The organism is Legionella waltersii (assembly GCF_001468085.1).
Classification (GTDB): domain Bacteria; phylum Pseudomonadota; class Gammaproteobacteria; order Legionellales; family Legionellaceae; genus Legionella; species Legionella waltersii.
Genome location: NZ_LNZB01000006.1, coordinates 34,411 through 48,388, shown reverse-complemented (window position 1 = coordinate 48,388; position 13,978 = coordinate 34,411). Strand labels below are relative to the sequence as shown.

Genomic DNA, 13,978 nt, shown 5'->3' with positions numbered 1-13,978 from the left:
GAAAAGCCTAAAATATTTAGATCAATAGATTAATTTATATAGTTTTTTCATACCATTCCATAGCGGCTCTTCAGTTTTATAACTGTTATGCGACCTATTCGGAGTCTGCAAATAGTCCATAAACTCTTGCTCACTAAAGCCCATTTTCTTTAATACAAATTTTAAATCCTGTTTTTCTAACTCATCAGAAGAATACGTTGGCTCATTTAATAATTTTATGGCATCACTTCTACTTAATTGGCCGCTGATAATTAGAGTTGATAGATGCAACTTTCGCTTATCAATATTAAATTTTTTAGGGAGAATGTAGGCTTGATAAAAGCGTGTAAAAACTGACTCATAATGTTTATAAGGATAAGGTTTATAATTACATTCTTTAACTAAGGTTTCGATAGCTAAATCTTTCTTATAATCAAAATAATCTAAAAAGGATATCCATTTAATTTTCTTCACAAACTCATACCAAATAAATCCTGTAGTTGATAACAGTGGATGAGATTTGATAGGGAAAGTGCCAAATTGCTTATGAATTGCCTTAATGTTTCTTGCATCAAACTTTAAATGATTCCACCCTTTTGGCATATTCATTCCTTCAGTTGCAGAATTTGAGCCTGATAGTATGAATTTGACTTTATTCTTAGCAGCCATCCTATAATTTAAGGCCAGCATGGCATTATCCATCAGCATTTCAATATCAACTACATTGGCTTTAAAAAAAGAAAGCTGAAGATCACGATTTTCATTCCAATTGATCACATGCGTATAGAGATCAACTCCAAGAGAAGTAACTAAATTGGCGATGTTATGAGAGGCAAGTTCTGAATTCCATCCATTGTCCAGATGTACAGCCAACGGCCTTAATCCATGTTGTACAGCAAGATACAGCACATAAGAGCTATCAACACCTCCAGACACCCCAACTATGCAATCGTATTGTTTTCCCCTCCTCTGTTCTTTTATAGACTTTATAAACTCCTCTTTTGCATTACTCTGAGCCACTAACTTACTTTGAACTCGTCCCAACTTAATTTCAAAATCCGTGCAATAATTACAATGTCCATGTTCATCAAAGACGATATCTGTTGCAGTCGTATCCATAACACATCGATTGCATTGTCTATATGCTTGCATGAACAAATACCTCTTGTAATTGATTGTAGGACGGGTAGTTAATCATCACAGCACGGTGCCTTCCCATATAAATGAACATGCTACCAACTGCTATTCCGGACACGCCTAAACGTGAAGCCTCAACAAAGTGCTCCAGAGTACCAGCCCCCCCCGAAATAACCAATGGTAATTTAATTATTGAATTAATCTCTTTAAGTAAGTTAAGATTTAAACCATTGTATGTTCCTTCACGAGCAATGTCATTAATCATCAACTCCCCAGCCCCAGCTTGCACAATTTCATCAATGTATTTTCTTAAAGGTCTTTTGTCTAATTTCCGTGTCCTTGGATTAAAAATCCGATATTGACCAAATAAATCTTTCTTAACGTCAATTGCCACAACAGTACTTGATGCTCCTAGACATGTAGAAACTTCATTTACCAAATTAATATTTTCCAGAGCCGAGGAATTCAAAATGATCTTTTCGACACCTGAGTTAATGACTCGCTTAGCTTGCTCTACCGTTTTTATGCCCCCACCATAGGCGATAGGCATAAAAGCCTCACTAACAATGTCGGTAACTATATTAAAATCTGGTTCTTTCGCTTTTGGTGAAGCATCAATATCTAAGAGAATTAACTCATCTACTTCCTTTTCATTAAAGATTTTAACCGCATTAATAGGATCGCCTACATATTGAGGTTTTTTAAACCCTACCGTTTTAACTAACCCACCATCGGACAATAACAAACAAGGTATAATTCGAGTATTAATCATTCACTACGCTGCCAAAAAATTTCTAAAAAGTTCTTTACCAAAGCGATGGCTTTTCTCAGGATGAAATTGAACTCCTAAAACGTTATCCTTCTCGATCATAGATGCAAATTTAGATCCATAGGAAGTCAAACCAATCACGTCCTGGGAGTCAATACAATCAACAAAGTAGGAATGAACAAAATAAAATCTATGCTGAGCGTCTCCACAATTATTAATTAAGGAATTTGCTTTAACGATTTCAACGGTGTTCCAACCCATATGAGGGATGCGCATACTCTCATTATTCACTGGTATTTTTTTAACTCCGCCAGCAAATAATCCTAACCCAGGACAATCCCCCTCTTCACTGTACTCCATCAATAATTGCATTCCTAAACAAATACCCAGAACAGTCGCATTTCTCCCATGCACAGCTTCTAAAATAGCATCATTGAATCCTGTATTTTTTAAAGCGTTTGCTCCTGTATCAAATGCACCAACGCCCGGCAAGATTAATTTACTTGCTTTTTCAATATCCTCCGGCCTATTTGCCACAACCACTTTGGCACCGAGATAGTTAAGCATATTGACTACTGAGCCTATGTTTCCAATTTTATAATCTATTACATGAATCATAATTAAAATTCGCTCATCAATATCATTCTATCGGTAATTTCTAAAAATTAAGGTGATTTTAAACTTCTTGAACTGCTAATCCAACATCTTTTAAAAACTTATTCGTATTAAAAGCATTCAGCGATGACTTTTGCTGTACTGATAGGCTTAGTTCTTGGGTCCAGCGAATAATTTGTTTTGAGCAGTCTAAGGATTTAGCAAAAGTAACTAGGCTAAGATTTTCTAGATTGGAAAAGAATGTGTCAATATTCATAAGATCGTTCTCATTGCCAGTAAAGCGGGGATCCATTACAAAAGATGGAATGCCATTTATAGCCGCTTCAACAGTAACACATGAATTCCAAGTAATGTGAGCATGTATCTTTGAAAATAGCGCAGGTAGAGCAACCTTAGATGCATTTTCAATTTCTACATTACTATAGTTCATAAAAAAATTCCCAATCTTATTTTTTGTAATCGGATCCTTTTGTTGTATTGGGTGCAATCGTATTAGCCATGTGATGTTTGCTTTCGTTTCATTAATGGCTTGAATTAAGGAGGACTGTATAATTTGCTTCTTAGTAAAATAATCTGGAAAATAAATATCAGGATTAGCCTGTAAAGTCACAAGAATAATTAGGTTATCCTTTGATGAGATTGAGTATTCTTCTAAATTCTTCAAGTGCTCTAGCTCTTTTGATACCAATAAGTCATCGCCCTGCGGCATCATAAAACGAAGCAACCACGGGTTTCCATGAACAAATGTGTTAATGCCCTTTTGAGTAGCCCACTTCTTTATTATCGATGCACTTTTATTGTCCCAACATAAATAATCTGTAGGTAAAAATTCTTCAGAAGTTCGATTTCTGCCTTCAAATCCATATTCAGGCATCTCGTTATTAATTAAACCATGTTGATAATCAAAAACCCGTATACCCTTTACTCTACATGCTTTACAAAGCATAGGATGAGGTTGAACAGCAATCACTGCCTTTGGTTGGCATTTATTTAAGATCTTAAGCCATAGCCTTAGCTCAAAGCTCAAATGATACGATTTGGTGAATGGGAGCAATCTAAGTATTTTGGAGCTTATCTTTGCAAACAACATACCCCTATTTAATGATTTTGGTGCGTTATAAGCCCCCTGTGGTTTAACATAAGAAAACGGTAAACTGAGGGATTGGATTGTTAAACTGCGATGTTTTTTTTGAATTAGCCAAGCTATGGAGTCTATAATATGGCTGTAGAGTTTTCCCTCAAAGACATAACTTCTATCGTTTTCATGGGCCATTAACAACAGATCACAGGACTGTAATTTCCGCCAGGTGTCTTTAATTTTCAATGATCGAAGAATAGGTTTACTCAGATTAAAATACCGACTTAATTTTTTAAAAATATCCACTACGTATAAACCCTCCTTATTAATACGATTTAAAGTTATCGACAGCCCCTAAGATAATAAAACAACCACAAAAATAAAAACAATTATCCTGCTTCTGTTAAATTATACAAAAATGTGCATAATACCACCATCCAAACAATACATCGAAGCCTTCGGAAAAAATTAGAATGAACTTAGATCATCTCAACGTCGGAGTAATCGGCATAGGAAGAATGGGGCAACGCCATATTGAAGCCATTCAGAAAATGGGGGCTGCAATATCTGGAATTGTCGATATATCCACTGCAGCCCTGGAAGAAACATCAAAGAAGTTTGGAATCTCTCCTAACGTATGTTTTACCGACGCCAAAGAGATGATCAGATCTACAAAACCCAACGCGATCGTTATAGCCACAACAGCCCCAACCCATGCTAACTTCACTATTTTAGCTGCTCAAAATCAGGTGAAATACATACTGTGCGAAAAGCCAATGGCGATATCATTAAATGAAGTCACTGCTATGGAAGAAGCCTGTAATCATTATGGTTCTGTTCTTGCCATCAACCACCAAATGATGTTTTTGCCGCAATACACAGAAATAAAGCGAATTATAAACTCCAATGAGTTTGGACCACTATCTAGTATTAACGTCTGTGGATCAAATTTTGGCTTGGCAATGAATGGCAGTCATTATTTTGAGATGTTTAGATATCTTACTGACCAAGAAATTATTAGCGTCCAAGCTTGGTTTGAAGAAGAAAAAGTTCCCAATCCACGAGGTGCACAATTTGAAGATTACTCTGGTTCATTGCTAGTAAAAAATAAAACCGGAACTAAAATGTATATTGATTTTTCATCTCAATCTGGCCATGGTCTACAAGTCATTTACCTATTCAAATATGGTCAAGTACTAGTCGATGAACTCTCTGGTTTTGTTAGAACGATTTGTAGAAAACCAGAATTTAAAGAGCTTCCAACCACAAGGTATGGAATGCCGGCGGAAGAAAACGCTTATACAATACAGCCTTGTGAATTAATAGACTCTACTATCAAGGTATGGGATGCAATGATTGCAAATAAAGAGTTTCCTAATACAAATGTAGGTCTGAATAGTATGCGATGTTTAGTTGCTGCTGTTGAGTCACACGAAAACAATCACTCTGAAATATTTACTAATCGATTGACAACCGACACCTCAAGAGAATTCAAATGGGCATAACTATGAATAAGATAAGAGTAGCAATAATTGGTGCCGGTTACATGGCAACTGAACATGCAAAAGCATTTAGCAGTTTTGATGAATTTGCTATCAAAGGCTTTTGTTCAAGGAGTTTAGAAAAAGCAACCAAACTCGCATCTGATTATAATGCCCAAGTATTTAGTACAATCGAAGAAATGTATCAACATACACAGGCTGATTTAGTCATCATTGCCGTAAATGAACTTTCACTATTGGATGTGTGTAAACAAGCCTTTAAATACCCCTGGCTTTGCTTTATTGAAAAACCAGTAGGATATAACTACGAAGAAGCCTGTTTAATTAGTAAAATAGCTTTCGAAGCTGATCACAAGCCCTTTGTAGCGTTCAATAGAAGATCGTATTCGTCTACTCGAATAGCCAAAAGTTATTTAAATGATGCCGATCCATACCCACGATTGGTATCCATATTAGATCAACAAGACATTGAAGCCGCCCTTCAAATGGGCCAACCAGAATTGGTTGCTAAAAATTGGATGTTCGCTAATTCGATTCATCTTATCGACTATTTCAATGTATTTTGTCGGGGAGAACTTATTTCACTAACACCAACAATACCTTGGAATGCATCCAAACCAAGCTACGTCGTGGCCACACTTCAATATGACAGTGGCGATATAGGTGTGTATCAAGCAGTATGGAATGGCCCTGGACCTTGGTCAATGAGCATTACTAATCACGATTATCGTTTGGAAATGAGACCCCTTGAAACCTTAAAAATCCAGAAAAGAGGCGATAGGATTATTAATGATGTCCAAATTAATACTGTGGATCTCGAATTTAAACCAGGATTACATTTTCAAGCAGAGCAAATTCTTGGGTATTTCAATGGAAAGGATATCAGCTTAGCAAGTTTGGACGATTCATTGAAGTCCATGAAATTGTGCTATCAGATTTATGGGCTTCCATAGGATATTAAAAGCTTTGCTCTTTAAATTGTCAAAGTTTAACCTTATTGATATGATTCATAACTTTATAGTAATCAAGGTCTAATAAAGTAGATGCTTTTTAACTCATATTCATTTTTGATTTTTTTCTTGCCTCTTTCTTTGATTCTGTTTTTTGCATTCCAATCATTAAATAATAAATACTACACCATTATTTTTTTAGTTGTTCTATCACTTTTTTTTTATGGTTACTGGAATTTCAACTACTTACCTTTACTGTTAATTTCAATCCTATTTAATTATTTAACTAGCTTGCTAATGGAAAAAAAAGCGGGTATTTATTATTTTGGCTTAATAGGAAATCTTACGTTACTCGTTTATTATAAATACAGCCAATTTCTACTTGAAAATATTAACTATTTACTCAATATTCCATTCAATTCCAAGATAATAGATTTGCCACTTGGCATATCATTTTTCACCTTTACTCAGATAGCATTTTTGACTGATAGATATCAAAAAAAAATAAATTCCCCTGATTTAACTAAATACGGTCTGTTCATTACCTTTTTCCCTCACTTAATGGCAGGACCAATTCTGCATCATAAAGAAATAATGCCACAGTTTGAAAACAAGTTAAGGAAATTATTTTCTTGGGAAAATTTAGCAATTGGGCTGTCTATATTCTCCATCGGTTTATTTAAAAAAACAATTCTAGCGGATTCTTTAGCTCCCTATGCAAACTCTATTTTTGGTGCAGCGTCTCAGGGGCAAATAACATCTATTGAAGCATGGCTAGGAAGTATCTCCTACTCTTTTCAACTCTATTTTGATTTTTCAGGATACTCTGATATGGCTATTGGCTTAGCCAGGATGTTTGGAATTATTTTTCCTTTAAACTTTAATTCACCTTATAAATCCAGGGACATTATTACGTTTTGGAGAAGATGGCATATAACATTATCCCGTTTCCTTAAAGATTATATCTATATACCTTTAGGGGGAAATAGAAAGGGCTCCTTAATAAGATACACTAACCTTTTAATTACAATGCTTATCGGCGGACTATGGCATGGAGCAGCATGGACATTTATAGTTTGGGGAGCACTTCATGGGATTTACCTAGTAATAAACCACTTTTGGAAGTATTTTAAATCCGGGTACTTTAGTTCATTAATCAATTTTAATAGCGCTTGGTATAAAATCCTGGCACAAGGTGTAACTTTCTTTGCGGTAATGGTTGGATGGGTGTATTTTAGAGCTGATTCTATTTCAGCAGGAAATAGTATAATACATTCTTTAATATTCGGTAAGTTAACTATCAAACCCAATATCTATTCAATGCATGACATTAAAGTTCTAGTTGAGTTAATTATAGCCACTGGGGCCATCATTTTTATTGCTCCAAATACACAACAATTATTAAAAAAATGGACCCCAGCTATAGAAACCTATCCTAATGAAATTAGCGATTATAAATATCAAATTTTTCAATGGAATCCTAATATTTCTTTTGCTGCAATATGCGCTATGCTTACCATTATTTCATTTCTCGCTTTAGGACATGTCAGTGAATTTTTATATTATAAATTTTAGGGTTAATAACATTGAAACAATTTAAAAAATTCACATTATCATATTTGTTTTTTATTACTGTATTTGCGATTTGCATCATTGCTGTCAATTGGCTTGTTAACCCATACGATATTTATAACCCACCCCATTTTAAATACTTTGAAAAGAAACCTCTTGTTTCGACCCATTTGCGATTAGTTAAAGCCATGGCAATCCAACTGAAGAAGCCTGAATACATAATTCTTGGATCCTCTACCGCAGAAACAGGATTTGACCCCGATAAATTAAGCGCTGACAAAAACAATTCATATAACCTTGGTCTACCAGGAGCAAATATTTATGAAGTTTTGAGATATTTGCAACATGCGCAATCAATTAAGCCACTAAAAAAAGTTATTTTGGTCGTTAATTTTTTTATGTTCAATGCCTATCTTGATAATAAAGTTGATTTTGACGAAACAATTTTAAACGTTGATAAAAATGAAACCAAAAGCCAACGCTCGTTAAACACTCTCTCATCCACACTTATTTCTTTCGACGCATTAAAAGCAAGCATTGAAACAATAAAAGGACAAAACGCTGACAATGTATATCAAAATAATGGACAACTAATGATTAATTTTAGAGAAAAACAAATTTCAAAGTTAAAGGGCTATAAAAAAAATTTTGAGCTTGTAGAAAGTTATAATAAAGAAACATTTTTTCCGCCCCCTCAAAAAGAGTATTCTTTCAAAAACCCTCAAAGTAATGTTAATACGTTTAACTATCTAAGCAAAATTATTGATATTTGTGAAAAAAATAACACAGAATTAGTTATTGTTATTGCGCCTGAGCATGTAAGGTTACTTGAAACATACAAACTACTCAATTTATGGGATAAATACGAAGAATGGCAAGTAAGAATAGGTAAACTAATAGATCAGCATAATAAGAAATATCCTGAACATCCATTTAAAATTTGGGCATTTAATAAGATTAACTATATCTCATCAGAAAGACTACCTGATTCGTCAGAATCTATACGTTCAATGAAGTGGTTCTGGGATCCATTTCACTTTAAAAACGCACTAGGCAATTTAATTTTAGATTATATATCTGATGAAAAGAATTTAAATAATATTTCCAACATAGCTTCCTCTTTAACTGAAAGCACTCTAAATAAAACACTAAAAGCTAATAGACGCATGTTGTCTAGATGGGAATCACTTAACACCAAGCTTGTTGAAGAACTAAAAATTAATTTAAATAAAAGTAAAAACCAGAACGCTAATTTATAACATTAGCCATTAATATTTGGATAATAATTAACCTCTAGACTCAATATAACTTAGGGTTTTCTCAATAACATATAAAGCATCCTCTTCAGGTAAGTTATACCATAGCGGTATACGAACCAATCGTTGGCTCTCTTTAGAAGTATAGTTATCTACACCGTGAAACTCACCAAATTTCAATCCTGCCGGACTTGAATGAAGGGGTACATAATGAAATGAAGTTTGTATGTTAAATTTCTTCATAAAACGAATATAATCAGATCGTTCATCAATGTCTGCAAATTTTAAAAAAAACATATGGGCATTTTGATCACATCCTGGCTGAATTTCGGAAGTTTCAATGCCATACTCTGCAACTGCACTTCGCAAACTAGTATAATACATATTCCAAATTTTATTCCGCTGTTTGTTAATATCTTCGGCATATAATAGTTGTGCATATAAAAAAGCCGATTGAAGTTCACTTGGTAAAAAACTTGAACCTATATCTCTCCATGAGTATTTATCGATCTGCCCCTTTAAAAAAAGACTTCTATCTGTACCTTTTTCTCTTAAAATGTCTGCTCTTGAATTAAATTGGGGATCATTTATAAGAAGTGCTCCACCTTCGCCACCCGAGGTATAGTTTTTTGTCTCATGGAAACTATAACACCCAAGATGGCCTATTGTACCTAGTGGCTGATTGTTATATTTACTCATAACTGCTTGGGCAGCATCTTCAATTACAAACAAATTATGCTTATTAGCAATTGACATAATTAGCTCCATATCACAAGATACTCCAGCATAATGAACGACTACAATTGCCTTGGTTTTGACAGTAATCGCTGGCTCTATTAGAACAGGCTCAATGTTCATAGAAGTTGGGTTTATATCAACAAACTTTATTTTTGCTCCTCTCAACACAAACGCATTTGCTGTACTAACAAAGGTATAGCTTGGCATTATCACTTCATCACCTGGCTCTATTTTTATAAGAAGAGCTGCAAGTTCTAACGCTGAGGTGCAAGACGGAGTTAGCATTATTTTATTACACTTGAATTGGTCTACAAACCAAGACTCACAAAGTTTTGAATAGTAGTTATCACCACAAAGTTTTTTATTCTGGATTGCAAGTTTAATATACTCTAGTTCATTACCAGTATATGGAGGGCTGTTGAATACTATTTGTTGATCCCGTGACACTGAGTTCATTAACTCTCCTGGAGCAAAGACAATAGATAAGAACCATATACATTTTTGCTCAATTCATTACCTAATTTGGACAAGTCAGATTTTGAAAGCCAACCATTATGAAAACCAATTTCTTCTAGACAAGCAATTTTTAAACCTTGCCGGTGTTCTATAGTTTGAACAAACAAACCAGCTTCAAGTAAACTTTCATGAGTTCCAGTATCTAGCCAAGCAGATCCCCGACCTAAAATTTCTACATTTAACTGATTTGTTTCAAGATATACTTGATTGACACAAGTTATCTCAAGCTCACCTCTATAACTAGATTTAATTGATTTTGCAATTTCAACAACTTTGTTATCATAAAAATATAATCCCGTGATTGCGTAGTTTGATTTAGGATTTTTGGGTTTTTCTTCTATTGATACAGCAATCATTTCATTATCAAAAGTAACAACACCAAATCGCTCAGGATCCTTTACTCGATATGAAAATATAGTAGCTCCATTGGACCTTAGTTTAGCATTTTGTAATTTAGTCGTTAGACCCTGACCGTAGAATATGTTGTCCCCTAAAATTAAACAAACAGGATTAGTTCCAATAAACTCTTCTCCAATAATAAAAGCCTGAGCAATTCCTCCAGGGCTAGGCTGAACTTTATAAGTTAAGTTAATACCAAATTTCTCCCCATTTCCTAATAGGCGTTGATACAAACCGATATCTTCAGGAGTTGAAATCAGCAAAATATCTCTGATTTTGGCTAGCATTAAAACCGACAGTGAATAATAAATCATAGGCTTATCGTATATAGGCAAAAGATGCTTAGATATTCCCTGGGTGATTGGATAAAGCCTAGTACCTGTTCCTCCTGCAAGTACAATCCCCTTATACTCATTTGTATTTTCAGTTTTACCCGTGAAATTACTATCAAATTCCATGAAATTTAACCTTATTGTTTGTAGATAATCTCGATATTAAAGTACAAAACCTGAATTGAATTGGAACACAATACCAACTTTGAATACATTTCTATAAGCTCTCGGAAACAACACCTTGACTTAAATTATTAAATTTACACCACCAGCTTTGATTTTGAATGTACCACTCAACTGTTTTGCGTAAAGATGTTTTAAAATCTGCTATTGGATACCAATTCAACTCAGTTTTCATCTTAGTGCAATCGATTGCATAACGGATATCATGGCCGGGCCTATCATTAACATAGGTAATTAAATTTGAGTAGGATAATTGAGATTCTATTTTTCGTGGAAGTAATTCATCAAGTAAGTCAGTAATATTTTTAATAACACAAATATTTTCCAACTCAGAATTTCCACCAATATTATATGTATTTCCTGGTAACCCCTTTATTAAAACTACGTACAAACCTCGCACATGATCTTCGACAAATATCCAGTCACGCATCTGTTTTCCATTTCCATAAACCGGAAGTGGGCTCCCATTCAATGCATTGATTATCATTTTAGGAATTAATTTTTCTGGATGCTGAAAAGGACCAAAATTATTAGAACAATTAGTAATCAAAACTGGCAAGCCGAAGGTCCTACCCCAAGCTCTAACAAAATGATCAGAGCTTGCTTTAGAGGCTGAATAGGGCGAGCTAGGATTATAACTACTCGCTTCCGTAAAAGGAGAATCAGATATTTTGAGATCCCCATAGACTTCATCAGTTGAAATATGGTGAAAGCGAAACCCTTCTTTCTCTTTAGATCCTAGAGAATACCAATAGTCGAGAGTAGCTTGGAGTAAATTGTAAGTACCAATCACATTAGTTCTAATAAAATTTACTGGAGCTTCAATTGAATTGTCTACATGACTTTCTGCTGCAAGATGCATAACTGCATTGGGACGGTATTCTTTAATAATTTGCCTGATTTGTTCCTCAAAGCATATATCCACTTTAATAAAACTATATCTTGGGTGATTCGCGATGCTTTCCAATGAATTAATATTACTTGCATAAGTTAAACTATCAATATTTAAAACAGAATGCTCTGTATTATTAATTAGAAAGCGAATGAGGTTGGTGCCAATAAAACCGGCTCCGCCAGTTACTAGGATTTTTAATTTCTTTTCCATAAAAGTTCTTATTTTTGAATTTAATAACGCCAATTATTTAATTATCGTGCAACAAATTGTTAGTTGTTCTATAACATCTCAATATAGGGAAATATAGAAGATAGATTTTACATCAATTTATAAATTATTAAATGTTTTTAGAACTTAAATACAGTGAAGCCACAAGACTAAATGTAATTATAAAAAGTTATCACATTGATATTAAATTAGAAAAAAAGCTCTCGATAAAATAGAAGTGTCGTAATTTCAAACAAAATAAATATAACCTCATTGAAAGTTACGCAGTGATCGGGGCATCTAGATGTAATAGCTTAGCAAGCTCAATACCAGGCTGATCAAATGGATTAATATTCCATATTACAGCTTGGGTATAGACTTTATGTTCATATAATGAAACCAAGGTACCTAATGAAAACGGGGTAAGATCTAATATGCTTATATGGTTTAGGGGCATAATTCTGTTGCCTTTATATGCACCAGGAGTACCAGTGTTTAATCCTTTACTTAACACATTCATTTTATATTCACACATTGAGTTAATAAGCTCATCTTCGTATTTTTTTAAACTGATGATATCACCAGTACATCTATGCGTCCCCTGACAAAGTAACTGGAGATAACTATGTTGTGCCTGGTTACCAAGCCCCCCCCATACAATTGGACCAGTAGAATAATCTACGATATCACCATTAATATCTATTGTTTTTCCATTGCTCTCCATTTCTAACTGCTGAATATAAGGAGAAAAAAATTCTAGCTGTTTCGCATATAGTAGAATTATTAAATTTTGAATATTTAAAAAATTTATATTCCATATTCCAATTAAGGCCATTAATACAGGAATATTATCCTTAAAATCTGTTTGCAAGAAATGCTTATCAACTTTATTTGCACCAAGTAGCAATTGTTGAAATTGCTCATACCCTATAGCAATAGCCGTAATTAAGTTTATAGCTGAACAAAGTGAAAAACGACCTCCAACCCATTCCCATATAGGTAATATGTGTTTAATACCCAATTTAAGTGCTTTCTCTGGTTGAGTAGTAACAGCTATAAAATGCCTATCTAATAAATCGCTATTTCTATCTTTCAAGCCATCATAAAGGGATAGTGCTTTACGAGCATTTAATAAGGTTTCTGGAGTTGTAAACGACTTAGAGGAAACAATAAATAATGTAGTTTGAGGGTCAATGCAATTTGCAATTTTTTTAAAACTATCAGGATCAGCATCAGAAATAAAATGATATTTAAATTCAGATGAAACATACTGACCTAAAGCATTAATACAAAATCGAGGACCTAAATCGGATCCCCCAATTCCAATATTCACAATGTCTTTGATTGGTTTTCCTGAATAACCAACCCATTTTTTGCTCCGGATGAGTTCTGATATTAGTTCTATTTTCTCTCTAGTTGCCAATATCGGTTTCATAATGTCAATCCCATCCACAAAGATGGACTGATTTCCAAACTCTCTTAAAGCACTATGGAGAGCTGCTCTATTTTCAGTGGTGTTAACCTTCTCACCATTTATCATATTCTCAATTTTTTTTTGTAAATTAGCTTCAACCGCCAAGTCAACTAAAGTATCTAAGATCACAGGATTTAGCATTTGACGGGAAAAGTCATAAAAGACAGGGCCAATTTGCCTTGTATAGTTATCTATGTGATAATTCAAGATTTCATTCGAAGCATTAGCAAAATCAATCCGAGTTTTATTTTTTAAGTCGTATAATTTTTTCCATGAATTGAATTTTGTAAGTTGCTTCATGCTAGTTTCTTAAGTTAAATTCTTTTAGAATTTTAATTTTTTCTCTTGTTGATTATTTTGTGTATTGTTGATTTTC

The 13,978-nt window shown here is 34.0% G+C and carries 12 protein-coding genes; 4 read left to right on the top strand and 8 right to left on the bottom strand.

The features are described 5' to 3' along the window. Positions 1-21: 21 nt before the first annotated feature. The 4 genes from Lwal_RS01215 to Lwal_RS01200 are packed head-to-tail and all read right to left on the bottom strand — an operon-like array spanning position 22 to position 3,884. Positions 22-1,131, bottom strand: a complete 1,110-nt coding sequence (locus Lwal_RS01215) for an N-acetyl sugar amidotransferase (protein ID WP_058479110.1) — start codon at positions 1,129-1,131, stop codon at positions 22-24. Beyond that, positions 1,118-1,888 (bottom strand): AglZ/HisF2 family acetamidino modification protein, encoded by a 771-nt coding sequence (locus Lwal_RS01210; RefSeq protein ID WP_058479109.1) that lies wholly within the window; start codon positions 1,886-1,888, stop codon positions 1,118-1,120. The genes Lwal_RS01215 and Lwal_RS01210 overlap by 14 nt, the downstream gene beginning before the upstream one ends. A gap of 3 nt (positions 1,889-1,891) precedes the next feature. Continuing rightward, entirely contained in the window at positions 1,892-2,503 is a 612-nt protein-coding gene (gene hisH, locus Lwal_RS01205) for an imidazole glycerol phosphate synthase subunit HisH (protein ID WP_058479108.1), read from the bottom strand. Between the two features lie 58 nt (positions 2,504-2,561). Further along, entirely contained in the window at positions 2,562-3,884 is a 1,323-nt protein-coding gene (locus tag Lwal_RS01200; RefSeq protein WP_058479107.1) for a glycosyltransferase family protein, read from the bottom strand. Positions 3,885-4,051: 167 nt separating this feature from the next. On the opposite strand from Lwal_RS01200, the gene Lwal_RS01195 reads away from it, so the two are divergent. The 4 genes from Lwal_RS01195 (at position 4,052) to Lwal_RS01180 (ending at position 8,861) form a co-directional block, all read left to right on the top strand. Next, positions 4,052-5,083, top strand: a complete 1,032-nt coding sequence (locus Lwal_RS01195; protein ID WP_083500005.1) for a Gfo/Idh/MocA family protein — start codon at positions 4,052-4,054, stop codon at positions 5,081-5,083. Between the two features lie 2 nt (positions 5,084-5,085). Further along, positions 5,086-6,033 carry a Gfo/Idh/MocA family protein gene (locus Lwal_RS01190; RefSeq protein WP_058479105.1) on the top strand — a complete coding sequence of 316 codons (948 nt, stop codon included), beginning with the start codon at positions 5,086-5,088 and terminating at the stop codon, positions 6,031-6,033. A gap of 294 nt (positions 6,034-6,327) precedes the next feature. Beyond that, positions 6,328-7,605, top strand: coding sequence for an MBOAT family O-acyltransferase (locus Lwal_RS01185; RefSeq protein WP_331712952.1), 1,278 nt, complete (start codon positions 6,328-6,330; stop codon positions 7,603-7,605). Between the two features lie 11 nt (positions 7,606-7,616). Further along, a complete protein-coding gene (locus Lwal_RS01180; RefSeq protein WP_058479103.1) occupies positions 7,617-8,861 on the top strand; it encodes a hypothetical protein in 1,245 nt (414 codons plus the stop codon). 27 nt (positions 8,862-8,888) lie between these two features. Here the strand turns inward: Lwal_RS01180 and rffA are convergent, their stop codons facing one another. From rffA to pgi, 4 genes are all read right to left on the bottom strand, one after another. After that, on the bottom strand, positions 8,889-10,052 hold the full coding sequence (gene rffA / locus Lwal_RS01175) for a dTDP-4-amino-4,6-dideoxygalactose transaminase (protein WP_058479102.1): 1,164 nt from the start codon (positions 10,050-10,052) through the stop codon (positions 8,889-8,891). Then, the gene (gene rfbA, locus Lwal_RS01170) at positions 10,052-10,969 is read right to left on the bottom strand and encodes a glucose-1-phosphate thymidylyltransferase RfbA (protein ID WP_058479101.1); all 918 of its coding nucleotides are present in this window, start codon (positions 10,967-10,969) and stop codon (positions 10,052-10,054) included. Before rfbA ends, rffA begins: the two co-directional genes overlap by 1 nt. A gap of 91 nt (positions 10,970-11,060) precedes the next feature. Next, positions 11,061-12,164, bottom strand: coding sequence for a dTDP-glucose 4,6-dehydratase (gene rfbB / locus Lwal_RS01165; RefSeq protein ID WP_238584275.1), 1,104 nt, complete (start codon positions 12,162-12,164; stop codon positions 11,061-11,063). Positions 12,165-12,408: 244 nt separating this feature from the next. Further along, positions 12,409-13,902, bottom strand: a complete 1,494-nt coding sequence (gene pgi / locus Lwal_RS01160; protein ID WP_058479099.1) for a glucose-6-phosphate isomerase — start codon at positions 13,900-13,902, stop codon at positions 12,409-12,411. Positions 13,903-13,978 lie beyond the last annotated feature (76 nt).

Excerpts from the sequence above, each read along its gene's own strand:
- Lwal_RS01195 (WP_083500005.1), top strand. The coding sequence starts at position 4,052 with ATGAACTTAGATCATCTCAACGTCGGAGTAATCGGCATAGGAAGAATG.
- Lwal_RS01215 (WP_058479110.1), bottom strand. The coding sequence starts at position 1,131 with ATGCAAGCATATAGACAATGCAATCGATGTGTTATGGATACGACTGCA.
- Lwal_RS01185 (WP_331712952.1), top strand. The coding sequence starts at position 6,328 with ATGGAAAAAAAAGCGGGTATTTATTATTTTGGCTTAATAGGAAATCTT.
- pgi (WP_058479099.1), bottom strand. The coding sequence starts at position 13,902 with ATGAAGCAACTTACAAAATTCAATTCATGGAAAAAATTATACGACTTA.
- hisH (WP_058479108.1), bottom strand. The coding sequence starts at position 2,503 with ATGATTCATGTAATAGATTATAAAATTGGAAACATAGGCTCAGTAGTC.
- Lwal_RS01210 (WP_058479109.1), bottom strand. The coding sequence starts at position 1,888 with ATGATTAATACTCGAATTATACCTTGTTTGTTATTGTCCGATGGTGGG.
- Lwal_RS01190 (WP_058479105.1), top strand. The coding sequence starts at position 5,086 with ATGAATAAGATAAGAGTAGCAATAATTGGTGCCGGTTACATGGCAACT.
- rffA (WP_058479102.1), bottom strand. The coding sequence starts at position 10,052 with ATGAACTCAGTGTCACGGGATCAACAAATAGTATTCAACAGCCCTCCA.
- rfbA (WP_058479101.1), bottom strand. The coding sequence starts at position 10,969 with ATGGAATTTGATAGTAATTTCACGGGTAAAACTGAAAATACAAATGAG.